Origin of the sequence: Bacillus sp. RAR_M1_44, assembly GCF_020165935.1 — a bacterium.
Lineage (GTDB): Bacteria > Bacillota > Bacilli > Bacillales > Bacillaceae > Bacillus > Bacillus altitudinis.
Map to the genome: position 1 here is coordinate 147,608 of NZ_JAIUKX010000002.1, position 23,868 is coordinate 171,475.

20 protein-coding genes and 1 pseudogene are annotated in these 23,868 nt (G+C 41.0%); 9 read left to right on the plus strand and 12 right to left on the minus strand.

All coding sequences use genetic code 11. The features are described 5' to 3' along the window. Positions 1-135 precede the first annotated feature (135 nt). The 5 genes and pseudogenes from LCD34_RS14270 to LCD34_RS14285 all read left to right on the plus strand — a co-directional run bounded on the left by LCD34_RS14270 (position 136) and on the right by LCD34_RS14285 (position 5,234). Complete coding sequence (locus LCD34_RS14270) at positions 136-1,668, plus strand: FAD-dependent oxidoreductase (protein WP_224559604.1); 1,533 nt, start codon at positions 136-138, stop codon at positions 1,666-1,668. A 91-nt stretch (positions 1,669-1,759) separates the two neighbouring features. Next, a pseudogene (locus tag LCD34_RS19730) lies at positions 1,760-2,299 on the plus strand (protoglobin family protein); the annotation flags it as partial. Positions 2,300-2,560: 261 nt separating this feature from the next. After that, positions 2,561-3,055: a methyl-accepting chemotaxis protein gene (locus LCD34_RS19735; RefSeq protein WP_411910440.1), complete on the plus strand. Its 495-nt coding sequence runs from the start codon at positions 2,561-2,563 to the stop codon at positions 3,053-3,055. Between the two features lie 61 nt (positions 3,056-3,116). Further along, positions 3,117-3,701 (plus strand): histidine phosphatase family protein, encoded by a 585-nt coding sequence (locus tag LCD34_RS14280; RefSeq protein WP_113747667.1) that lies wholly within the window; start codon positions 3,117-3,119, stop codon positions 3,699-3,701. Between the two features lie 387 nt (positions 3,702-4,088). Continuing rightward, positions 4,089-5,234: a serine alkaline protease SapB gene (locus LCD34_RS14285; protein WP_181566839.1), complete on the plus strand. Its 1,146-nt coding sequence runs from the start codon at positions 4,089-4,091 to the stop codon at positions 5,232-5,234. Positions 5,235-5,280: 46 nt separating this feature from the next. Here the strand turns inward: LCD34_RS14285 and LCD34_RS14290 are convergent, their stop codons facing one another. Continuing rightward, complete coding sequence (locus LCD34_RS14290; RefSeq protein ID WP_113747669.1) at positions 5,281-6,564, minus strand: M48 family metallopeptidase; 1,284 nt, start codon at positions 6,562-6,564, stop codon at positions 5,281-5,283. Positions 6,565-6,741: 177 nt separating this feature from the next. Here LCD34_RS14290 and LCD34_RS14295 point away from each other — a divergent pair, with 177 nt between their 5' ends. Further along, the gene (locus LCD34_RS14295; protein ID WP_113747670.1) at positions 6,742-7,158 is read left to right on the plus strand and encodes a sporulation protein; all 417 of its coding nucleotides are present in this window, start codon (positions 6,742-6,744) and stop codon (positions 7,156-7,158) included. Positions 7,159-7,351: 193 nt separating this feature from the next. On the opposite strand, the gene LCD34_RS14300 is transcribed toward LCD34_RS14295, so the two are convergent. From LCD34_RS14300 to LCD34_RS14310, 3 genes are all read right to left on the minus strand, one after another. Beyond that, positions 7,352-8,905, minus strand: a complete 1,554-nt coding sequence (locus tag LCD34_RS14300; RefSeq protein WP_224559608.1) for a fatty acid--CoA ligase family protein — start codon at positions 8,903-8,905, stop codon at positions 7,352-7,354. 172 nt (positions 8,906-9,077) lie between these two features. Continuing rightward, positions 9,078-10,067, minus strand: a complete 990-nt coding sequence (gene lplJ / locus LCD34_RS14305) for a lipoate--protein ligase LplJ (protein ID WP_035392513.1) — start codon at positions 10,065-10,067, stop codon at positions 9,078-9,080. Between the two features lie 2 nt (positions 10,068-10,069). Then, positions 10,070-10,813, minus strand: a complete 744-nt coding sequence (locus LCD34_RS14310) for an MBL fold metallo-hydrolase (protein WP_224559609.1) — start codon at positions 10,811-10,813, stop codon at positions 10,070-10,072. A gap of 155 nt (positions 10,814-10,968) precedes the next feature. Between LCD34_RS14310 and yhfH the strand changes: the two genes are divergently transcribed. Together yhfH and LCD34_RS14320 are read left to right on the plus strand one after the other, a co-directional pair. Beyond that, positions 10,969-11,106, plus strand: a complete 138-nt coding sequence (gene yhfH, locus LCD34_RS14315; RefSeq protein WP_008359029.1) for a protein YhfH — start codon at positions 10,969-10,971, stop codon at positions 11,104-11,106. 339 nt (positions 11,107-11,445) lie between these two features. Next, a complete protein-coding gene (locus tag LCD34_RS14320; protein ID WP_008348850.1) occupies positions 11,446-12,735 on the plus strand; it encodes a cation:dicarboxylate symporter family transporter in 1,290 nt (429 codons plus the stop codon). A 32-nt stretch (positions 12,736-12,767) separates the two neighbouring features. Here LCD34_RS14320 and LCD34_RS14325 read toward each other — a convergent pair whose 3' ends face one another. The 7 genes from LCD34_RS14325 to LCD34_RS14355 form a co-directional block, all read right to left on the minus strand. Beyond that, complete coding sequence (locus LCD34_RS14325) at positions 12,768-13,817, minus strand: M42 family metallopeptidase (protein WP_050827110.1); 1,050 nt, start codon at positions 13,815-13,817, stop codon at positions 12,768-12,770. A 144-nt stretch (positions 13,818-13,961) separates the two neighbouring features. Beyond that, a complete protein-coding gene (locus tag LCD34_RS14330) occupies positions 13,962-16,271 on the minus strand; it encodes a YhgE/Pip domain-containing protein (protein ID WP_056705113.1) in 2,310 nt (769 codons plus the stop codon). 64 nt (positions 16,272-16,335) lie between these two features. Next, complete coding sequence (locus tag LCD34_RS14335) at positions 16,336-16,914, minus strand: TetR/AcrR family transcriptional regulator (protein WP_007497184.1); 579 nt, start codon at positions 16,912-16,914, stop codon at positions 16,336-16,338. 175 nt (positions 16,915-17,089) lie between these two features. Beyond that, a complete protein-coding gene (gene hemY, locus LCD34_RS14340; protein ID WP_039167644.1) occupies positions 17,090-18,502 on the minus strand; it encodes a protoporphyrinogen oxidase in 1,413 nt (470 codons plus the stop codon). 22 nt (positions 18,503-18,524) lie between these two features. Next, positions 18,525-19,463, minus strand: a complete 939-nt coding sequence (hemH, locus tag LCD34_RS14345; protein ID WP_224559611.1) for a ferrochelatase — start codon at positions 19,461-19,463, stop codon at positions 18,525-18,527. A 32-nt stretch (positions 19,464-19,495) separates the two neighbouring features. Beyond that, positions 19,496-20,554, minus strand: a complete 1,059-nt coding sequence (gene hemE / locus LCD34_RS14350; protein ID WP_007497181.1) for a uroporphyrinogen decarboxylase — start codon at positions 20,552-20,554, stop codon at positions 19,496-19,498. Between the two features lie 124 nt (positions 20,555-20,678). Then, on the minus strand, positions 20,679-22,814 hold the full coding sequence (locus tag LCD34_RS14355) for a transglycosylase domain-containing protein (protein WP_017360307.1): 2,136 nt from the start codon (positions 22,812-22,814) through the stop codon (positions 20,679-20,681). Between the two features lie 127 nt (positions 22,815-22,941). Here LCD34_RS14355 and LCD34_RS14360 point away from each other — a divergent pair, with 127 nt between their 5' ends. After that, complete coding sequence (locus LCD34_RS14360) at positions 22,942-23,427, plus strand: antibiotic biosynthesis monooxygenase family protein (protein ID WP_125589131.1); 486 nt, start codon at positions 22,942-22,944, stop codon at positions 23,425-23,427. 58 nt (positions 23,428-23,485) lie between these two features. Here LCD34_RS14360 and LCD34_RS14365 read toward each other — a convergent pair whose 3' ends face one another. After that, positions 23,486-23,842, minus strand: a complete 357-nt coding sequence (locus LCD34_RS14365) for a hypothetical protein (RefSeq protein WP_008348868.1) — start codon at positions 23,840-23,842, stop codon at positions 23,486-23,488. Between the last annotated feature and the right edge of the window lie 26 nt (positions 23,843-23,868).

The following is a 23,868-nucleotide window of genomic DNA, read 5'->3' on the forward strand; positions in this document are numbered from 1 at the left end:
CACTCCTTCCTTTTTATCTCGTTTATTTTTATGTGTTGCTCATTTTTTTATGTATTTCGCTCTTGTTTCCATTAAAATGTATGATTTTCAGCATTGTGGAAAAATTATACACAACAAGTGACTGGAGGCGACAACATGGAACAAGAACATAAAGGATCGGAACAAGCAAAGTCGTTATGGCTAGCTGATAGTGAGAAGCCCTCTTTTCCTACTGTCAGCGAAGATCTTACAGCAGATGTCATCATTGTCGGTGCCGGTATTACAGGTATCGCTACTGCATTTGAGATGATAGAACGCGGGCTGGATGTCATCATCATAGATGCTGATCAAGTATTGCAAGGAACCACTGGACATACGACAGCGAAAATTACCTCCCAGCATGATGTTTACTATCATGAGCTGATTCAGCATATTGGTATGCCGAAAGCCCGTTTATATGTAGAAGCAAATGAAAAAGCAAAGGAGCTCATCCAAGCACGTGTGAAAGAGTATGACATTGATTGTCAGCTTGAGGTAAAAGATGCTTACCTTTATACAACAGAAGAAAACGGCGTCAAAAAGTTAAAGAAGGAATTAGATGCGTATAAACAGCTCGGTATCGATCGCGAATGGAAAACAGCGCTCCCGTTTGATGCTGGCATCAAGGCAGCCCTCGCCATGACGCAGCAGGCACAATTTCATCCTCTTCATTATCTTCATGCACTGATCGATCAGCTCATTGACCGAGGCGTGCGCATATTTGAACAGACAACGGCAGTCGATGTAAAAGAAGGAAAACACCCCGCTGTCATCACAAAAAGTGGCCATCATCTGATGGGGCGCTCTATCATTTCATGCTCACACTTTCCTTTTTACGATGGCAAAGGACTGTATTTCACTCGAATCCATCCTGAGCAATCTTATGTCGTCGCAGCCAAAACAAAAAAACCGCTCCCAGACGGCATGTACTTAGGAATTGATCAGCCTGCCCATTCATTAAGAACGGCGAGATTCCATGGAGAAGATGTCGTGCTCATCGGTGGACAAGGTCATAAAACCGGACAAGGCGGAGATGAATCCGCACACTATGAAGCACTAGAAAAGTTTGGTGAAGCCACCCTTGGTATAACGGAAGTCCTTTACCGCTGGTCCACTCATGATATGGTCACAATGGATCAAATCCCTTACATTGGCCGCCTGACATCACATCATTCGAATATTTTTGTGGCAACAGGCTTTAGAAAATGGGGCATGACCACAAGCCACGTAGCAGCGACACTGATCGGAGATTTGATCGAAGGAAAATCGAATCCTTACGAATCCCTCTTTACTCCATCAAGACTCGTGTCAGACGCATTCGTAAAAGACTTTATCAAAGAAAACACCAATGTTGCAGCAAAGCTGATCAGCGGTAAATTAAAGCGAGCTGATCAAACAATTGATGATTTAAAACCGGGTGAAGGCGGCATTGTATCTTATGAGCACAAAAAATGTGGCGCTTTTAAGTCAGAGGACGGCGATATCTTTCTTGTCGATACAACCTGTACTCACTTAGGCTGCGAAGTCGCGTGGAATAATAGTGACCGCACGTGGGACTGTCCTTGTCACGGGTCTCGTTTCTCCATTACGGGAGAAGTAGTAGAAGGTCCGGCGAAAAAACCACTAAAAAGGTCATATAAAGAACAGTAAAATTTCACTGTTTCCCCTTTAAAAAATCCAATATTATCCGATAAAAAACATAAAGTCTGATATTTTTGATGATCATGGGGGGACAAACACATTGTTATTTAAAAAAGAGAGTAAAAAGAAAAACACTGCTTTTTTCACACAGCAGGATGATGGGATAAAACGAATCAATTTTCCGGAGAATACGGACATTGCCAAACAAATTAAAATGATTGATTTGACGCAGCAAGACCTTTTTATCTTGAAACAGCTGAATCCAATCGTTCAAGATGAAATTGAACATATCGTCGATAAATTTTATAAAAACCTAGAAGTCGAGTCTTCCTTGATGCACATCATTCAAGATAACAGCTCAGTCGAGCGTCTAAAGAAAACACTACGCATTCATATTAGTGAAATGTTTGCCGGTGTGATTGACGAATCTTATGTGGCCAAAAGAATTAAAATTGCACAAGTTCATTTAAGAATTGGGCTTCAACCTAAATGGTATATGGCAGCCTTCCAAGACCTATTGCTATCCATTATGGATTTATTTGCCCAGCATATCCAAGATTTCAAAGAATATCAGACGGCAGTGAAGGCGACGACGAAAATTTTAAATCTAGAGCAGCAGCTTGTCCTAGATACGTTCCAAAATGAATACTCTAAAGTTCGTGATGAAGCAGAACTACAGCAAAAAGAGCTTCATACAAAAATTACAGAAACATCTAATTCACTTGCTTCTCTCTTCTCAAACACAACAAATGCAGTGGACAAACTTGTATCAAAATCTGATGAGATGGCGGATATGTCACAGGCTGGCACAATGATTTCAGCACAAGTTGAAGAGAAATCAATTGGCGGTAAAAAAGAGTTAGAAATTCAGCAGACGCAAATGAACCAAATTGACGGCAGTATGACAAAGATTGAAACAGAAATTAGACGCTTAGAAGAAATCGCGAAACAAATTGAACAAATTTTTGGGATCGTCACAGGTATTGCGGAGCAAACGAATTTACTATCTTTAAACGCTTCAATCGAATCAGCTCGAGCAGGTGAACATGGCAAAGGCTTTGCTGTCGTTGCAAACGAGGTTCGCAAATTATCAGAGGATACAAAGAAAACGGTTTCAACTGTATCTGAGCTCGTCAACAACACAAATTCACAAATCTCCATTGTGTCACAGCATATTGCTGATGTGAATTTACTTGTGACAGACAGTAAAGAAAAAATGACCCAAATCAACTCACTATTCGATGATATCGTCAGCAGCATGAACTTAAGCAAAAACCAAAACGGAAAAATTGAAATAGATTTGCAAACATTCCTAAACGAATTGAAAGAAGTCAAACAAACAGTGTCCCAAGTGGCAAGTTCGGTCGAGTCCTTAACGAGCCTGACAAATCACTGATCCAGTCATTCTTCTTCTGTTTTAGTATAATAGAAGAAAAGATAGAAAAGGCGGGATTTGATTGACAGCAATTTGCCTAGTCAGACACGGAGAAACCGATTGGAATGCAGCAAAACGAATTCAAGGACGAACAGATATCCCTTTAAATGACACTGGTAAATGGCAAGCGGAACAAACCGGTCTTTACTTAAAAGATGCCCACTGGGATGTTGTCATTTCCAGTCCGCTATCAAGGGCAAAAGAAACAGCTCATTTGATTTTACAGCATGTACATGCACCGCTCGTGATCATGGACGATTTTATTGAACGTGACTATGGCGACGCTGAAGGCATGTCATTTGTGGAACGTCAGAAACTGTTTCCAAATAAACAGTATCCAAATATGGAACCACTATCGGCACTTCAAGATCGAATGCTAGAAGGTATCGAAAAAGTGAGAACAACCTACCCAGATCAACGGATACTCATCGTAGCACACGGGGCTGCCATCCATGCCTTACTCACCTCACTAGCTGACGAGCATCTGAGTATTAAGGATACAAGACTTGAGAATGCCTGCTTAAATTATGTGGAATGGACAGATGGTGAATGGAAGGTGAACGATTACAACGTAGTCAGCCATTTAACACAATCTGCCCCTTCTTAAAGAACCTGTTTTCATAGCAGGTTCTTTTTCATGTCAAAAATAATGATAAAATAATATTTTTTTATATCGAAATTCGAAATAGATGATAGCCTTTTCTACCTATTTTATGACATTTCGGGTATCGAATGTTTATCCTCAAATGGATCATGAGAAAAAAAGCACGATTCCTTTTTAACAGAAAATCTTTGAAGACACACAATAAACATATTTTACCATCATTTCCAAGCGACTTAATTCCCTATTTTCCGCTAGGACTTCCACAAAAATTCAGGTCTACTCTTATTTGCCTACCTCTATTAAACTGAAAATACAGAATAATCAAACGGATCATTCTTATAGACTACGGATGATTATTCTGAAATAAGAAAAAAGGGATGTGGAATGTGCGTGAAAAAGAAAAATGTGATGACAAGTGTTTTATTGGCTGTCCCTCTTCTGTTTTCAGCAGGGTTTGGAGGCTCGATGGCAAATGCCGAGACTGCCTCAAAGACAGAAAGTGAAAAAAGCTATATCGTTGGCTTTAAAGCTTCTGCCACCACAAACAGCTCTAAGAAACAAGCAGTGACACAAAATGGTGGGAAATTAGAAAAACAATACCGCCTCATTAATGCTGCACAAGTGAAGATGTCTGAACAAGCCGCAAAAAAACTTGAACACGACCCTAGCATTGCTTATGTAGAAGAAGACCACAAAGCAGAAGCATATGCACAAACCGTCCCTTATGGTATCCCTCAAATCAAAGCTCCAACCGTACACGCTCAAGGTTATAAAGGTGCTAATGTCAAAGTAGCTGTCCTTGATACTGGAATCCACGCCGCACACCCTGACTTAAATGTTGTAGGCGGTGCTAGCTTCGTCCCTTCAGAGCCAAATGCCACACAAGACTTTCAATCACACGGAACTCACGTAGCCGGAACCATTGCTGCCCTTGATAACACGATTGGTGTTCTTGGGGTTGCGCCAAGCGCCTCCTTGTATGCCGTTAAAGTGTTAGATCGTTATGGCGATGGACAATACAGCTGGATTATCAGCGGTATTGAATGGGCTGTTGCCAATAACATGGATGTCATCAATATGAGCTTAGGCGGACCAAACGGCTCCACAGCGCTTAAAAATGCTGTAGACACAGCGAATAATCGCGGAGTGGTTGTCGTTGCCGCAGCAGGGAATTCAGGTTCCACTGGCTCTACTAGCACCGTAGGCTATCCTGCAAAATACGACTCTACGATTGCTGTTGCCAACGTGAACAGCAACAATGTCAGAAACTCATCTTCTAGCGCAGGTCCTGAATTAGATGTTTCTGCACCTGGTACATCGATTTTAAGTACAGTACCAAGCAGTGGATATACATCTTATACGGGAACATCAATGGCATCTCCTCATGTAGCAGGAGCAGCAGCGCTTATCCTTTCTAAGTATCCGAATCTATCTACGTCTCAGGTTCGTCAGCGCTTAGAAAATACGGCAACACCGCTTGGTAATTCGTTCTATTACGGAAAAGGATTGATTAACGTTCAAGCAGCTTCTAACTAAAATAAGTGTGACAAAAAAATCCGGCGAACTGAGCCGGATTTTTTATTTATTGCTTTTTCGATGTTTCCTCTTTTTTCGCCGCTTTTTCCATATCGATGATTCTCTCCATCATCGTCGGGTGCCCATAGCGGAATATTTTCACTAAAAGTGGCGGATTGACTTGGGAAAGCCCTGATTTTGCAAGCTTTTGAAATGACGTCACCCCCGCCTCTCCATCCTTTGTCAAGTTCACAGCATATTCATCAGCTGCACGTTCTTGATGTCTTGACACAGCATTTGTAAAAGGAGAAGCAACAAATGACAGCATAGATACAATGATCAAAAGAAGCGGAAGAGCAGCAACGTCATATGGTGCCTTCAGACGAAATGGAGAAGCGCCTTTTTGGTAAAGGGAAAAATAAAGACGGTCAATGGCAAAAAATCCAACCAGAGACAACACTAAATATCCTGCTAAACCGATATATACATGCTTCATCACGTAATGTCCCATCTCATGCGCCATGATAAATAAGATTTCACGGTCTTTCAGCTTTTGAAGTGTCGTATCCCACAAAACAATACGCTTATTTTCACCAATTCCTGTGACGTAAGCATTCATCGTATTTGTTTTCTCTGACATGTTGACTTCATATACATGATCTGCTGGAATGTGTGCTTTCTCTGCAAGAGTTAATATCTTTTTCTCAAGCGCATGATCCTTCAATGGGTAAAAATCATTGTAGAGTGGATCAATAACGACCGGCTGTATAAAGAAGAGAAACAGTGTAACTGGAACGGTTAAACACCAAGCATACAGCCACCAATATTTCCTTTTCTTTTGAATGAGCCAAAAGAACACAATCGCGCATAGAACAAGCAGTGGATATTGAATCCAAAAATCAAGCGTTTGGTCTTTTAGCCAACTTGCCGTGCTTTGTGCTGAAACACCGTAGTGCAAGGACAACTGGTAGCTCACCCACTTGACCGGCAATGTGATCAGCATCGTCAAAAGTGACAGCACAAACACATACACAAGTTTGCTCAAAAGGTGAAAACGAGCTGCTGCCAAGCTCCAATCTGCTAATTTCCTTGAAAACCCTGAAATGAGCAAAAGGAAAAAGACATACCAATCTAAAGGAATTGTCATAAAGTACAACAGGTTACGAATGTTCGAGTAACTTCCGCTAATCACAAGCTCATGGCTTGTCATAAATGTATGCGGGTCTGCACTTGTCCCTTTCACACTGTCAGGGACAGATGAATCCCCCATTAGAAATAAGTAAGAATAAATAAAAAGACCGTACAATATGTATGCTACCGTTGCAAGAGCTACCCATTTGCGTACTCGCACTGGTCAGCCTCCTTTCCATTTCTCTCTCTATTGTAATCACGCACGTTTTTGTTTAGAACCTGTCTCATGTGGCTCCATCATAGCATGCCCTATCTGAAAAAGCTTGAGTGAAAAAAATGATTATGCTGTTCAAAAATCGGAGAAACTAACCATAAAAAAGTGAGTTGGAGGTTCATCATGAAGAAAATCCTTGCAGGAATTGTGATCTTTGGGCTTTTACTGATTACCTTCTTTTATGTGTTCAGCCGGACAAGTGACATCTTCGATGAAAATCGAGCAGAGAAATTATTGCTTTCACCGACGAACCAGTCCATTTCTTATGAAATAGATGATAAAGATACAACTGAGGATCTAATTGAACAATTAAACAAAGGGAAACAAACAAGCAACCATCTCAAAAAGAATGTAAAAAAGCCAGATTATATCGCCAAGGTCATGTTCGGACGGACAAATGGCACTTCTTTTCAGCTATGGACCAACCGCTCTCAAGTTGTTTTTTTAGTAGACGGCACCTATTATGAATTAAATCAAAAACAGTCAAATTCCTTTCGAAAACAGGTACAAGAAGCGATTCAAAAAGGAGACTCTTCATAAGAGACTCCCTAGATTGTAGACAAAGGGATAAAATGAACTTGATTTTATCCCCTTGTCTTCTTTTCAGCGTGATAGAAAACCTTTGCAGTCTAGGAGGCGCGGAGCGAATGTGAACCAAGCGCGCAGGACTGACAAAGAATGCGAGGGTTTGTCTACACGCTGAGGAGCCTCTTCATAAGAAGAGACTCTTTTTTTATTTACTTGTTTCTGCTTGGTACTTATCCTTTAGCGCTCTTCTTAAAATTTTACCAGTCGTGTTTTTTGGAATATCATCAATGAAATGGATCGTTTGGGGCTGCTTATATTTCGCCAAATAGCGTGAACAATGTGTGATGATGTCTTCTTGATTGATGTGAGCATGTTTCTTAGGGGAAATGTAACAGACAACAGCCTCTCCTGTGTTTGGATCGGGCACACCGATGACAACGGCTTCTGCTACAGCTTCATGTTGATAAAGCACTTCTTCTACTTCTCTTGGATAGACATTATACCCGCCAACGAGAATCATATCTTTTTTTCGATCGACGATATAAATATATCCGTCTTCATCTCTTCTCGCCAAATCTCCTGTGTACAGCCAGCCGTCTTTCAGGGCCGCCTCTGTGTCTTCTGGCATTTGATAATAGCCTTTCATAATGTTTGGCCCTTTTGCGATCAGTTCTCCGACTTCGTTTGGTCCAACTTCCTCTCCAAGTTCATTCACAATCTTATTTTTCACATTCATAATATCAGTGCCGACCGAGCCTGGTTTTCTTTTTCCATCAAGGGGATTGAATGCCGTCACTGGGGAAGCCTCTGATAATCCATAGCCCTCTAGCACCGTGACACCGAACTTTTCTTCAAAACCGTTAAGTAAAGCAACAGGCATGGACGCACCGCCTGATATACAAATCCTCACCGACTTCATCGCTTCCTCATGACCGTCCTGGCGGTATAAATAGTTATACATGGTTGGAACACCCACAAATAGCGTTGGTTTTTCTTTCCCCATCATTCGTAAAAGCTCTGATGGGCTGAAATGCGGCAGGACATAGATGGTCGCTCCATGCATCAAAGGGGCATTCATACAAACGGTCAAACAAAACACATGGAACATCGGCAAAGCAGCAATCACCTTGTCCTTCTCATCAATTGATAGGTACTCCGCAATGTCTCTTGCATTTGAATAAAGGTTAACATGAGTGAGCATTGCCCCTTTTGGTTTTCCTGTTGTGCCAGATGTAAATAAAATAACGGCCGTATCGTCAGGTTGTATGGAAGGATGCTCAGCTTCTGGCGCATCTCCAGACACAAGCTTTCCGAAGAAAACAAGACGATCAGATACTTCTTTTAAACTTGACCTACACGCAGATTCATTTTGTGCACAAATAATGACTCGTTCAATCGCTGGAAGCTGTTCATACACCTGCTCGTATATCGGCAGAAGCTGATCCGGTGCAACAATCCCTTTTACATCACCAGTGACCAGCATATAGCCGATTTCACTTGGCGTATATGTTGGATTGACAGGTACAACAACAAGTCCTGCCTTTAATGCACCAAAAAATGAAATCACAAAATGCGGTGAATTTCCTAAAATCAGCGCGATATGATCTCCCGCTTGAAACCCTTCGCTCACTAAACCATCTGCAAAACGTTCGATACTTGTCATCAGTTCTCGATAGGTCCACTTGTTCCCTTCAAAGATCAGTGCGACGTTCTCTCCCTTGGTTATCGCAGTCTGCTCAAGATTTTTGATCAAATCCATTCTCCCACCCCTTATACTTCATCAATGAATGAATAGCCATTCATTTTATGACCAAACATTCCTCCTTTCTATTATAATAGACAATCGAAAAAATCCACAAGATCAAATGTAAACCGCTTTCATCCCTTTCATTAGAAAAAGCACCGCTATCTCTAGCCGTGCTTGTCCTTGCTTAATAAATCAAATCTAGAAAATCTTCTTTTGATACGTTACCAAAATAATGGCGCATATCCATGTCTTCTAATACATCACTAATGGTTTTGCGATCATATTGCTGCCCAATGAGTCGTTTCTCAATATCAGCAATATCTCCTACACCGAAGAAGTCACCAAAAATTTTGCAGTCTTGAATGATGCCTTTTTTCACTTCTAATCGAAGATCAATCGATCCAGCTGGAAAACGCTTAGAGTGCTGCAAGTTAAACTTAGGTGAACGGCCGTAGTTCCATTCCCATTTTTGGTATCGATCACGAGAAATCTCATGAATCTTCTCCCAATCTTTTTCTGTCAGCTTATACTCAGGCACGTCTCCGTTCGTGTCAAAAATATAGCTTAAAAGAATTTTTCTAAATTCTTCTGTTGTCATTTTTTGATCCATCAGTTCACTAATGTTGGCGACCCTGCTTCTAATGGATTTAATTCCTTTTGATTCGATCTTTTCTTTCTTCACATTTAATGCCGAGACAACATGTTCGATTTCTGAATCAAATAATAGGGTGCCATGACTGAAGATACGTCCTCGTGTAGCAAATTGAGCATTCCCCGAGATTTTACGCCCATCTGCCATGATGTCATTTCTGCCGCTTAATTCCGCTTTGACGCCAAGCTTTTCAAGCGCTTTGATGACTGGCTCGGTGAATTTTTTAAAGTTATGAAAGCTGTCCCCATCGTCTTTTGTAATAAAACTGAAGTTCAAGTTTCCTTTGTCATGGTAAACCGCACCACCGCCAGATAACCGGCGAACGACTTTGATGCCATTGTCTTCCACATATTTTGTGTTGATTTCTTCTATTGTATTTTGGTTCTTTCCAATAATAATAGACGGCTGGTTGATGTAAAACAGCAAATACGTTTCTTCTGGATCTAAATATTTTAAGCAATACTCTTCAATGGCTAAATTAATCATTGGGTCATAATGTTGCTCGTTATCGATAAACAGCATCTCTATCTTCCTTCCTTGTTCCATCTAAGCCCTGAATGGGCAAGCTGTATATTGCCAGTATATAACGCCTGTGCTTCATTGACTAGGTCTTTATGCCGACCGAAATGAGGCAGATGGGTGATGATGAGCTCCCCAACATTTGCTTCACTAGCCAGCTTCCCTACTTCAGTACTGTTCATATGTCCTGCACCCGATCCGTCTTGTCCGGCGTAAAAGTTGCTTTCGGCAATAAGTAAGTCTGCATCCTTGCTAAAAGGGATAAATGCATCCTGATAGCTGGAGTCGGCTGTATACACCACCACAGCCTCATGTGCCTGAATTCTCATCGCATAGCATTCTGCCGGATGAACCGTTTTCAAAAAATCAATTTGAAATGGTCCGATTTGAATGCCCTCTTCCGGCTGATAAGGTGTTGTCTTTGTATGTACATCATCAGAGAGCCGCTGAAATGCTGCTTGATCCCCGGTGTGTCCGTAGATCGTCAGCGGACCACTGCTTTTTCCTAAATGATAACCCACTAGCTTCGCATATTGGAGAGGTCCGATATCTGCAATATGATCGTGATGATAATGAGAAAGGAGTACAGCATCTAGTTCTTCTATATCAATGTATTGCTGAAGCTTTGACAGAACTCCGCTCCCGCAGTCGACAAGCAGACGAAAACCATCTGATTCAAAAAGATAACCTGATGTGGCTTCACCAGCTGCTGGAAATCCTCCGTAGCAACCAATCACGGTTAATTTCATCGTCATATTTCCTCCTTTTCAAAAAATCCCCTTCTTACAATATACCCATTTTTCATAAAAAAAGCATTCTTCTTGCCTATTGTTACAAAACAGATTGACAATTATCAATCTGTTATAATACAATGATAGCAATAAAACGTATTGGAGGATGACAAATGCTAGGAAAAATCACTGAGTTTTTTAGAAATTTGCCTTCAAAAAAATGCACAAAATGTGGAAATGATTTAATGGAACAGCACGAGTGTTACGGTAATGAATGTGAGGAATGCTCACAAGTAAGTTATCTTAAATAAGGGAATAAATAGAATAAAAAAGCACTTTTTTCCTCCTTCGTCAGTTGGAGTCAAAAGTGCTTTTTATTTTTTCTGAAAAATAGGTAAAAAGGTAAAACCCTTGGTACAAAAGGGTTTTTTAGTATTTTCATATGATGACTTTTAGTTCGGAAGGCACTTTTTATTGACTTAAAACAACGAAGGGGGTTCGAAGTGTCCATTTTTTCAAATAATTTTGTATTTTCTTAATATAATTTAATCGTGGACGAACCTCTTTAATTTTAGTTATACTTTAATTCATATATTAAAACTTAATATAATGGGAATATTCCTTTAATGAATATGTTAGGGAGGAAATCTATGAAAAAATTAAAATTTGGATTAGCTACTCAAATCCTAATCGGTCTTATTCTCGGTGTCGTGGTTGGTGCGATCTTTTTCGGTAACCCTGGTGTTGAGACATATTTAAAACCAATTGGAGACTTCTTCTTACGACTCATTAAGATGATTGTCATTCCGATTGTCGTATCTAGCTTAATTTTAGGTGTTGCAGGTGCGGGTGATGGTAAAAAAGTAGGGAAGCTTGGTTTTAGAACCATTCTTTATTTTGAAATTATCACAACGTTTGCGATCATCCTTGGTCTTGTGCTTGCGAACTTTGTTCAACCAGGTGCAGGCGTTGACTTTGGACATACAGAAAAACAGGATATTAGCCAGTATGTTGAAACGGAAAAAGAACAAAGCAGTAAATCGGTTGCTGATACGTTCCTTCATATCGTTCCGACGAACTTCTTCCAATCATTGGCGGAAGGTGATTTGCTTGCGATTATTTTCTTCACTGTATTATTCGCACTTGGCGTTTCAGCGATTGGTGAACGCGGCAAACCAGTGCTCGCCTTCTTTGAAGGTGTGTCACATGCGATGTTCCATGTCGTCAATGTTGTGATGAAAGCTGCACCATTTGGTGTGTTCGCGCTCATTGGTGTGACAGTATCAAAATTTGGTCTTGAATCTCTTGTTTCATTAGGTAAGCTCGTAGGTCTTGTTTATTTTGCGCTCGCTCTCTTCCTTATCGTTGTATTCGGAATTATTGGAAAGATGATTGGCGTCAATATTTTCAGATTTCTTGCTTACATGAAAGACGAAATGCTTCTCGCCTTTAGTACATCCAGCTCTGAAACAGTTTTACCGAGAGTCATGGATAAAATGGAGCGCATCGGGTGTCCAAAAGGAATTGTTTCTTTTGTAATCCCTATTGGTTATACGTTTAATCTGGACGGCTCCGTCTTGTATCAAGCCATTGCGGCGCTTTTCTTAGCGCAGGTATATGGCATTGACCTCACAATCGTACAGCAGCTCACACTAATCCTTGTACTGATGGTGACATCAAAAGGAATGGCTGCCGTTCCTGGTACATCCTTTGTTGTATTACTTGCAACACTTGGAACGATCGGTGTTCCTGCTGAAGGTCTAGCCTTTATTGCAGGTGTTGATCGTATCATGGATATGGCAAGAACCGTTGTCAACTTAACTGGTAATGCACTTGCAGCTGTCGTGATGTCTAAATGGGAAGGGCAATATGACCCTGAAAAAGGACACCGCGTGATGACTGGACAAGATGTACCTGAGCCAACACAACTTTCAAGCTAATCAAAAAGAACCCCGATCATGGGGTTCTTTTTTTATACTGTGATTAATTTGCTTTGAACATAGTGGTACAGAAGATTGGCTGTATGAATCAAGGAGTCTTCATGGGTTCTTTCAAAGGCATGCGAAGAGTCAATGCCAGGTCCAATCAGTCCATGAATGATATCATGCCCTGCTCGAATCGCTGCTGACGCATCTGAGCCATAATAAGGGTATATATCAAGGCGGTAATCGATTTTATTTGCCTCAGCTAATGCTGCTAGATGTTTGCGGAGACCATAGTGATAAGGACCGCTAGAATCCTTCACACATATCGACACACTGTATTCATCGGTTGATTGGCCGTCACCGATGGCTCCCATATCAACAGCCAAATATTCTACCGTTTCTTCCGGGATATTCGAGTTCCCACCGTATCCGATTTCTTCATTATTTGAAATTAAGAAATGTGTCGTATGCGGCAATGTGATGTTCTCTGTTTGAATGCGGTGAATCAATCTCAGCAACAGCGCCACACTTGCCTTATCATCAAGGTGTCTTGATTTAATAAAACCTGAAGACGTCACTTCCACTCTAGGATCAAATGAGATAAAGTCTCCTACTTGAATGCCGAGTGCTTGCACATCATCTGCATTTTTCACTTTCTCATCTAAGCGAATCTCCATATTTTCTTGATTTCGCTTCGCTTTTCCAGCATCCTCATATACGTGAACGGACGTTTGATGCATCAGAATGGTACCTGTGTATGTACGACCTGTTACTGTTTCAATTTCACAATACTCGCCTTCTATCGAGTTATATTGAAAGCCTCCAATGAGTGCAAGACGCAGCCGGCCATTTGATTTAATTTCTTTGACCATCGCACCGAGCGTATCGACATGTGCTGTCAGCATGCGGTGTTCCTTGTCATCTGTTCCTTTTAGGGTGGCAATTAATCCGCCTTTTCGATTTCGCTTCGTTTCAATATTTAAATCTTGTAAAAAACGTTCGACAAAGCCAATCACTTTCTCAGTATTTCCTGATGGACTTGGGATCGACACAAGCTTTTGAATAAGCTGAACCGTTTCATTTACTTCCGTTGTCATTCGGCATATCCTCCTTCATCTAAAAGAAATTCTTTCCAAGCATGCCTTTTTTCAGCATCCTTCTTAAAATATATCGCTTCGGGTTCCTGATGTCTAATTTCTAATCAAAAAAACCTTTCTCATGGAAGAGAAAGGTTTTTTTGATTATGCTTCTTCTTGTTTCATTTTTCTTATGTTCCAAGCAAAGTATGCTGTTGTTGCAGCCATCATGATGATGGCTACTGTTCCAAGAATCGCTGCTTGGTGCCATAAATAACTGTTATCACCGCTGGCAATGATCGTTCTAAATCCGTTGATGGTATACGTCATTGGAAGCAGACTGTGAATGACTTGGAAGAATTTTGGTACAAGCTCAAGCGGGAATGTACCCGCACTTGCTGCAAGCTGAAGAACCAAGATAATGACGGCAATGAAGCGACCTGGATTCCCCATCGTCGTCGCAAGAAGCTGAATGATCGCTAGGAATGTCAGACTGACGATGATCGCAAAGAGATAGAAGCGCCAGAGGCTTTCCACCTCAAGTCCAAGTCCAAAGATGAGCATGGAGCTTGCAATCACTGCCTGCAAGATACCGACTAAGAGGAGCACACTATATTTGCTGACAAACCATTCAAACGCATTTCTAGGGCGTCCTGCAGGGTCTTTCATTGGGAATACAACAGTCAGCATAAGAGCTCCAACAAAGAGTCCCATTGATAAAATATATGGTGTGAGCCCTGTTCCATAGTTATCAATTTTTTTCGCTGTATCATTCTCTGTTTTGACTGGGCTTGCAATCATATTGTAATTGTCCTGCCCCGCATCAATGTCTCCTGTTTCATCTGCAGCGCTTTTTAGCTTATCAGAAAGCTTTCCAGTCCCACTTTTTAAGTCACCTAATCCTTTATCAAGGGATTTTGACCCTTCAGCCAGTTTAGATGAGTTGCTTTGGATACTCGCTGATCCACTTTCTAGTTTATTCAATGCTGCACTAAGCTGGCTTGAACCATTTGCCAGTTTATCCGCACCACTTTTCGCTGTATCAAGCTTTCCATTTGCTGTTTGCAGGCCATCTTGTAATTTCCCTTGGCCCGTTTGAAGCTTCAGTGCACCTTGATACAATTTATTCGTACCGGATGTCATTTGATCAATCGCATTTTGTATGGCGACTGTCGATGTATACAGCTGTTCTGTTTTCTCTGGCAGCTGCTTGACTTGCTGTAGCTGTGCTTTTGCAGATGCAACCGCAGACTGAACTTCACTTGCGTCAGGCAGTTCCTGCAGCGCCGCTAAGCTTTGCTCAAGACCAGACAAATCAGGCAGTTCGATTGTAGGAAGACTGTCTAGCTGATCCATTGCCGCCTTTTTCTCTTCATCTGTCATCGAGCTGTTTTGAATAATACTTTTAACTTTTGCATCTCGATTAGATAATGCTTCTTTTAAAGAAGCAAGTTTGGTACTGAACGTTTTTGCATCTTTTTTCACCTGATCAATCTTAGGCGCCATCTTTTCAAGATTCGCTAATTCAGGTGAAGACAATACTTTCTCCACAGCAGCGATTTTTTCTGAAAATGACTGTGCTTTATTGTTCAGCTGCTCAATGCCTGCTGTGAATTGCGGCATTTTAGAAGAAAGCTGCTCATGTCCTTCACGGCTTGTGTTTAACCCTTCAGTCAATGTATCAATGCCTGTGCCAAGCTCACCAAATTTCTGATCAATCGTTTGATAGCCTGTTAAGAGCTGACCAAGACCGCTATCAAGAGATTGAATTCCAGTGTTCAGTTCACCCATTTTTCCTGCAAACTGATGAACACCTTCGCTATACGTTAACGTTCCTTCTGCCAATTTCGCCAGATTGTCTTTTAACTTTTGGCTACCGTCTTTTGCGCTTTTTGTTCCGTCATCAATTTTCTTCGCTCCATCGCTTGCTTGATCTAATCCTTTTGCAATCGTTTTGAAGTTATCAAAGATGACCTCTGCATAATTTTCTGTGACTTCCTTTGAAACCGAATCTTTTAATTTGATAATGGCGTTATTCGCAATTTGAGACGCAGCATAGTTTGCGCCTGGATTCGTATAATATTTCAGATTTGATTTTTTCGGATGTTTGTCTAGTACTGTACTCGCATTTTTCGAGAAATCTTTCGGAATCTCGACGACGAGATAATAGTCTTCGTTATTTAACCCTTTGATGGCCTTTTCTTCACTATCAACAAAATGCCATTTAAAACTATCGTTTTTCTTCAATTCCTTCACTAAATCATCGCCCACTTGAAGGGTTTTGCCGTCATAATGACTGCCTTCATCCAAGTTGACAACCGCTACAGGTAATTGATCAACTGTACCATATGGATCCCAGTAAGCTTTTAAAAATACACCACTATAAATCAGTGGAATAAATAAGACAGCTAAAATCGGGATCAGTAGTTTTTTGCTCGTCACAATGTCTTTCCATTGATTCCGAATTAAATTCATTGCTGTTTTCCTCCCATTGATGAATGACTAAATTAAGAATTCGGTCATTTGAACTCAAAAAAAATTATGTTGTTGCAGACAGTCCTTTTAGTACATAAAGCTCGAGCGATTCAGCGACCTCTTCTTTTGTTAAAGGCTCATATCGCTTTTCCCAGTCAAAAATAAGTGCAATATATAGTTTCACCATCACAAATGCCGTCAATTCAGGATCACAGGGCTTAATGTCGCCTTTTTCAATCGCTTCTTTTACTTTTGTTTTAATATAGCGAATGATCATCTGCTCCATTTTTTCAATCATTTCTTTCACTGCTGATGTGCCAAGCTCCGCATTTTCCTGAAAGATTTTAATTGTAAGCTGGTGGTTTTTTCGAAATTCTAATATTGCAAAGAGTGCTAAATGAAGGTTTTCTGAGAAACTATTCTTCTCATCTATTGCTTCATCTGCAATTTTCCTCATCTCCATTAACAGTGATGTGAAAATTTCATCGAACAGCTCTTCTTTGTTTTTGAAAAAAGTATAAATCGTTCCTTTTCCAACGTTGGCAAGCTTTGCTACAAGGTCCATTGTCGTGGCTTTATACCCGAACTGGGTAAATGCCTTTGTTGCTCCATCTAAAATCATTTGTCTCCTATCAACACTCATGATCTCACTCCCAAAATGACTATTTGAACGTTTCGGTCATTAAGTACAGAAAGTAATATACCACATCCTTTTCCTCAGATGCAACAACTTTGTTCAATTTTATTATTCACCACTCTTTTCTAAACATACGAACATGAAAAACTCCCTTTCCATGACAGAAAAGGGAGTTTGTTTTTTATGAAAATAGATAAGATACAGCTTCTGAGATGGCAGCTTTTCCTTGATCAATACAATCAGGAATCCCAACACCTTCAAATGCAGCACCCGTGATATAAATACCAGGATATGATTGCATAAACGTTTCTCGCATCGTCGAAATCTGTTTTTGATGACCCACATGATATTGCGGCATGCTTGTTTTCCAGCGAGTCACTGTCGTCAGCTCTGGATCTGCTTTAATATCCATGATTTTCTTCAAATCCTCCAGCACGATGCTCACGATTTGATGATCAGACTGTTCGACAATTGATTCATCGCCAGCTTTCCCAACGTATGCACGGAGCAATGTTTTTCCTTTAGGTGCAGTGTGAGGCCATTTCTTATTTGTCCACGTACATGCTGTAATGGAGAAATCACTATTTCTTGAGATGACAAAACCAGTACCATCATATTCATTGTGAACATCCTCTTCTTTAAATCCGAGTGCAACTGTTGCAACAGAAGTCGATGTCATGTCATGCAAGTACTCAAGCCCTGCTTCTTTTGGAAACATGGAATAGATCGATTGGTGAGGAGTTGTCACAATGGCAGAATCTGCAAAAAGCGTTTGACCGCTGTCTAATTGAACGCCATAGCCTCCCTCTGCTTTTTCGATCTGGGTCACTTTTGTCCCTTTGTAAATCTTCGTCAGCTTGAGTTTACTTTCGACCGCTTCAACAAGTGCTTGCAGCCCTTGATTGATTGTCTGGAACTGTCCTTGCTTTTTCGCTGTCACTTGTTGCGCTTTTGCATGCTGCTGTGATTTTTTCATCCCAAGAATCAAACTGCGATGCTTCTGTTCTGTTTGATAGAACTGCGGGAAGGTAGACATTAAGCTCAGGCGATCAATGTCACCAGCATAAATGCCTGATAGTAGCGGTTCAATTAAATTCTCCACCACTTCATCACCCACACGTCTTCTAAAAAATTCCCCCAGAGACTGATCTTCTGTCTGTTTGCTTTTTGGCAAAACGAAATCCATCGCTGCACGTGCTTTTCCGGCAACTGAAAAAAGCCCAGTTGTAATGAAAGGACTGATTTGAGTTGGAATGCCCATGACAGCCCCCTTTGGCATCGGATGAAGGGTTTCATTGACTAATACATACGCTTGCCCTGTTTCATTATTGACGAGCTGATCAGATAGGCCAACATCTTTTGCCAGCTGGGGTCCACTGACCTTTCTTTCTAAAAATGAATCGGGTCCACGTTCAATGATATAACCGTCTTTATATAATGTTTGAATTTTTCCACCTAGCCTAGGACTCGCTTCAATAAGAGATATTTGGATAGGAAGGCCTTTTTCTTCAATTTCCTTTTCCAAATAGAAGGCGGCGGCCAAACCCGTGATGCCACCGCCAATGATGACAAGGTGTTTTTGATTGTCATGCATAGGATCGCCTTCTTTTATATGATTACTTGCTTTCATTAAGCTTCTTTAATACGACTGCTGCCAGTGCATCAATAAATGCTGGTTTCGCATTTGGCATTTCTGGACGATAGTAGGCTGCACCAATTTCATCCGTGACGACTTTACATTCATAATCATTGTCGTATAACACTTCAAGGTGATCAGCGACAAATCCAACAGGCACGTATACAAATGTTTTATAGCCTTTTTGCTCAAATAGGTCACGCGTGAGATCCTGTACGTCTGGTCCAAGCCATGGATCAGGCGTATTGCCTTCACTTTGCCAACCAATTTCATAATGCTCAATTCCTGCACCTTCAGCAATCATTTTTGCAGATTGTGCAAGCTGATCAGGGTATGGGTCTCCTGCTGCAATAATTTTTTCAGGAAGACTGTGTGCAGACACAATCAGCACTGCTGAATCTCTTTCTTCCTGACTCATGGATACATACGTCTCTTTCACTTGTTTCACCCAATAGTCCACAAACTTCGGTTCATCGTACCAGCTTTCAACAGAAGTAATGTTCAGATGGCCAAGCTTTTCTGCTTCATCTTGTGCACGTTTGTTATACGATTTCACACTAAATGTGGAGAAGTGCGGTGCAAGGACAATACTCACCGCTTCTGTGATGCCATCTCGGTGCATGTCAGCGACTGCATCTTCAATGAAAGGCTCAATATGTTTTAACCCAATGTATACATGAAATTCAATCTCGTCTTGGATCTCATTCAAATGTTCACACAAACCATTTGCCTGCTGTTCTGTAATTTTTGATAAAGGAGAAATGCCGCCAATTGCCTTGTAGCGGTCCTTTAAATCTTGCAGCATCTCCGGCTCTGGCTTTCTGCCTCTACGGATATGTGTATAGTAACGTTCAATGTCTTCTTCTTTATATGGGGTGCCATATGCCATGACAAGTAGCCCCATTTTCTTTTTCTCCACAACCAACACTCCTTCAGATCATTTGAAATCATTTAGATGGATGTCTTTTTATGTTTAGCTGAATAATCGTGAATAAAATCAGTCAGCTTCTTTAACGTGTCTGGTGAGACATCAGGAAATACCCCGTGACCTAAGTTAAAGATGAATTGATCTGATTTCATCCCTTGATCTAAAATCGCTTTTGCTCTTTCTTCAATCACTTCCCAAGGAGAAAGTAAAATCGTTGGATCAAGGTTTCCTTGTAACGTTTTTGTTAAGCCTTCTTTTCGCGCTTCGTCTATACTCATACGCCAATCCAGTCCAACGACATCAAGCGGCAAGTCATGCCAATCTTTCGCCAGATGGCTCGCACCGACACCATACATAATCATTGGTACGTTTTCAGACTTCAGCTCTGTGAAAATACGCTGCATGACAGGCTTAATGAAGGTCCGGTAATCTGCTGCATTTAAAGCGCCAACCCAAGAGTCGAAGATTTGAAATGCTCGGACGCCTGCTTTTACCTGAGCGCGTATGTATGTGATCGTCATATCGGCTAATTTATTCATCAAAAGCATCCATGTCTCTGGCTCACTGTACATGAGCGCCTTTGTTTTATGATAATTTTTAGATGGACCGCCTTCGATCATATAGCTTGCCATCGTAAAAGGTGCACCTGCGAAACCAATCAGCGGAACATTCAACTGCTCCTCTGTTAACAGCTTGATCGTATCAAGCACATACGGCAGGTCTTCTTCAGGATGAAGCTCTCCAAGACGCTGGATATCTGCCTTTGTCCGAATAGGCGAGTCAATCACTGGTCCAATTCCATTTTTAATTTCAACGTCCACTCCAATAGCTGGAAGCGGCGTCATAATATCTTTATATAAAATAGCGGCATCTACACCATATTGTTCTACAGGAAGTCTTGTTACGTAAGCACATAGCTCTGGCTGATGCGTAATTTCAAATAGCCCGTATTTTTCTTTAAGGGCACGATATTCAGGCTGCGAGCGTCCTGCCTGTCTCATATACCAAACTGGTACATGGTCTGTTTTTTCCCCTTTGCACGCCTTTAAGAACGTGTCATTAAAAGCCTTCGTTTTTCCCATTACCTTTCATTCCACCTTTCGCCTCACACTCTCTTTGTATAAGGCTCAAACACTGCTTTTACTATACCGCTTTTTCAGGGCTCGGTATACTAAAGCGGCTCAATGTTCAAAAAATCGCCGAATATTAACGTCCAAAAGCCTCTGGCTTGATATAAGCACTACCTTCGCCTTCTTCTTGTGTTTGAGTATTGTATGGAACAACCTTATACTGCGCATCTGAAAACACATTTGCATACGGCATTGTGTAGCTGTTTGTTCCTGTTACAGAATCGATCAGGGTCTCGCTTCCATTTCTCTTTTCATAAATACGATATTCAACGCGTTTGTCTTCCTGTTCATCCCATGACAGCTCCAATGTAAAGAGCCCTTTGATTTTAAATGCATAACGTGCTTCAAAGCCTGACAGTCCTTCTAAATGGATTGGCGATTGAAGTTCTTTAATTCCCTCTGGTTTTTGGAATGTTTCATTGGTTATTTGGGCTGTCGTTAAAATATCTTTCATTAACTGCACTGGATACTGACTGCCGCCAGTTAAATAATGACTGTTATCCGTTTTGTCATACCCCATCCAGATTGCCCCTGTTGTACTAGGCGTGTAGCCAGCAAACCAAGCATCTTTCGTTGCCCCTTTGACACCGGAATACGTAGTTGTGCCTGTTTTACCAGCCAAATCTCCAGCGTATGATCCGCTCTGAGCGGTTCCGCCTTTGACGACCTGTTGAAGCATTCTTGTCATATTCCAAGCATTTTGCACGCTAAACACTCGTTCTTCTTTGTTTCGATTTTTTTCAACGGTTTCTCCATCATCATTCGTGATTTTCTGAATGAAGAACGGCTTTTTATAGACGCCTTCATTTGCAAATGTATGAAATGCTCCAGCTATCTGCAATGGAGAAACCCCTTTTTCTAAACCACCAAGCGCTATGGCAAGTCCTTTATCCGAAATATCCATCCCCATTTTCTCAAGATAGGATTTAGACGTATCGATGCCAAGCTGGCTTAACGTCCATACGGCAGATGTATTTTTACTTTTCATGAGAGCCTCTACCATCGTGACCCTGCCCTCGTACTGTCCATCGTAGTTCTTTGGAGAATAGCCGTCATAGCTTTTTTCCTTGTCCTCAAGCAGTGAATATGGTCTGAATTTTTTCTCCTGCATCGCTGGACCATATACTGCGATCGGCTTAAAGACAGAACCAGGCTGTCTAACAGCTGTGACTCTGTTATAGCCTCTTGCCTGATATTCTCGTCCGCCTATTGCTGCTTTTACACCACCAGATGCGTTGTCAATAAACACAGCGCTTCCTTCAGGTGACCCGCTTTTTCCCGGGAAATAACGATTGTTTTTCATCGCATCATAGGCAACTTTTTGCAAATTCATATCGATTGGTACCGTAATGGTATAGCCGCCTTGAAGCAATTGTTCATGCGAAATCGAATACTGTGATTCTGCTTCTTTAATCATGAGATCTACATAACTGTCCACCCAAGGGGTTTCTGATTTCTTTTTTAAATGAATACCAAGTGTTCTTCCTTTTGCTTCAACTGTTTCTGTAGAAGACAAATATCCTTGTTCATTCATTAAATTCAGGATGGTATCCCGTCTTTGTTTATTTTTATCTGGGTGTAGAACAGGGGAATACGTTGAAGGTGCCTTTGGCATGGCAGCAAGTGTAGCTCCTTCACTAACTGTGAGATCTTTTACATCTTTACTAAAATAGTAATTGGCCGCTGCTTGGATCCCATAGACGCCATGACCAAAGTAAAGCTGATTCAAATACATTTCGAGCAGCTTGTCCTTTGAATAATCTCTTTCTAAATTGATCGCAATAATGACTTCTTTTGTTTTTCGAAGAAACGTTTTATCATTTGTGAGAAAGATATTTTTGGCGAGCTGCTGAGTGATGGTACTGCCGCCTTCTACCTTTCCACCTGCTAATATATCTCGATAAACCGCCCTTGAAATCGATTGTGCATCAATTCCGTGGTGCTCATAAAAGCGCTTGTCCTCTACAGCAACAAAAGCTTTCGCCACTTTATCTGGGACCTCTTTTAATGACACAGGGTCCCGATTTTCTGAATACATGCTTGTGAGTTCTTTTCCATTCTGATCAATGATTTTCGAGGAAGCGTGAAAAACGAGCTTCTTCTCATCTATGACATAATGTCCTAAAAATAAAATGGTCAGATAGCCAATAAATGAAAGCACGATTGTACTTCCTGCAATGACTAATGGAATGATTATCTTCTTTTTCTTCAAATTAGGTCACCTCATTCCTTTATACGGATAGTATGGGATGTATTGCTTCATAATATGTTTTATGGATTGACTACCAAAGAATTATATATCATTCTTTTGTTATACTATCAAGCAGGAGGCGGTTTAGATGAATTTCTATATTACATATGGAACAGCAGACTTTTTGCAAAAAATCGCAAAAAAACATCATCTTGAAAATCTGCTTTATACGGTCGGTAAGGAACAAGCGGCTCTTTTTCATGAAACGGAGGGTGAGACAGTCTTTAAAGCACCCCATTCCTATGATGTGATTTATACAAAAGGTGAGCTCGTCCAATCTGGCTTTGTCACGCTGAATCATATCCCTGTAAAGCTCGAAAGCAGAGCACTTTTTGAATCCACCTTTCAGAAAAAAACAAACATATCAGAGCACCAGCGCGGCTTTCAGGCGCTTCGTGTGTTAAGACCAAAAAAGGATGAAGAAGTGTACTTAATTTTGACCCTTTGGGAATCTGAAGACTTATTTCAAGACTTTCAAGAGTCAGAAGCATTCTTTCAGCCGCACGAGGATACTGGCTCCATCTTCTCTCGTCCTGCCTATCTGACATCCTATCATGCCGTCATAGACCATTAAGGAAGTGCTGCTCTTCGCACTTCTTTTTTTCATAAAAAAAAGCCCTTCTGCTGGGCTTTTAACGCTTTTCTCTAAGCTCGTACCGATGAATGATTGGCTGAAGTACATAAAAATTCAGCAAGATCCATCCTAATAAGATGGGCCATTTGAGCATAGGTGAAGCACCTTTCATCTGAATAAGTAGTACCAACAGTGGAATCAAACAAATCATTAAAAAGCTCATTTTCGAAACGAACGTTTCTTTGATTTGATGCCGGCAGCTTGGACACAGCATCATTCTCGTATGCGATAAATGAAATTTTTCGACGAAAGAAAATGCTTTTGAACAATTTGGACAGCTTCCCAATGCCACTCCCCCTTTTTCAAGCTTCATACTTAACCTTCGACTTTTATGTAAAATGACCTTTTCTGTCATTCTCGACATCCTCTTCTGTTGAAAGA

Excerpts from the sequence above, each read along its gene's own strand:
- LCD34_RS14270 (WP_224559604.1), top strand. The coding sequence starts at position 136 with ATGGAACAAGAACATAAAGGATCGGAACAAGCAAAGTCGTTATGGCTA.
- LCD34_RS19735 (WP_411910440.1), top strand. The coding sequence starts at position 2,561 with ATGACAAAGATTGAAACAGAAATTAGACGCTTAGAAGAAATCGCGAAA.
- LCD34_RS14295 (WP_113747670.1), top strand. The coding sequence starts at position 6,742 with ATGAAGAAAATCCTTGCAGGAATTGTGATCTTTGGGCTTTTACTGATT.
- LCD34_RS14300 (WP_224559608.1), bottom strand. The coding sequence starts at position 8,905 with ATGGATTTGATCAAAAATCTTGAGCAGACTGCGATAACCAAGGGAGAG.
- lplJ (WP_035392513.1), bottom strand. The coding sequence starts at position 10,067 with ATGCTGTTTATCGATAACGAGCAACATTATGACCCAATGATTAATTTA.
- LCD34_RS14310 (WP_224559609.1), bottom strand. The coding sequence starts at position 10,813 with ATGAAATTAACCGTGATTGGTTGCTACGGAGGATTTCCAGCAGCTGGT.
- yhfH (WP_008359029.1), top strand. The coding sequence starts at position 10,969 with ATGCTAGGAAAAATCACTGAGTTTTTTAGAAATTTGCCTTCAAAAAAA.
- LCD34_RS14320 (WP_008348850.1), top strand. The coding sequence starts at position 11,446 with ATGAAAAAATTAAAATTTGGATTAGCTACTCAAATCCTAATCGGTCTT.
- LCD34_RS14325 (WP_050827110.1), bottom strand. The coding sequence starts at position 13,817 with ATGACAACGGAAGTAAATGAAACGGTTCAGCTTATTCAAAAGCTTGTG.
- LCD34_RS14330 (WP_056705113.1), bottom strand. The coding sequence starts at position 16,271 with ATGAATTTAATTCGGAATCAATGGAAAGACATTGTGACGAGCAAAAAA.
- LCD34_RS14335 (WP_007497184.1), bottom strand. The coding sequence starts at position 16,914 with ATGAGTGTTGATAGGAGACAAATGATTTTAGATGGAGCAACAAAGGCA.
- hemY (WP_039167644.1), bottom strand. The coding sequence starts at position 18,502 with ATGCATGACAATCAAAAACACCTTGTCATCATTGGCGGTGGCATCACG.
- hemE (WP_007497181.1), bottom strand. The coding sequence starts at position 20,554 with ATGGGAAAAACGAAGGCTTTTAATGACACGTTCTTAAAGGCGTGCAAA.
- LCD34_RS14360 (WP_125589131.1), top strand. The coding sequence starts at position 22,942 with ATGAATTTCTATATTACATATGGAACAGCAGACTTTTTGCAAAAAATC.
- LCD34_RS14365 (WP_008348868.1), bottom strand. The coding sequence starts at position 23,842 with ATGACAGAAAAGGTCATTTTACATAAAAGTCGAAGGTTAAGTATGAAG.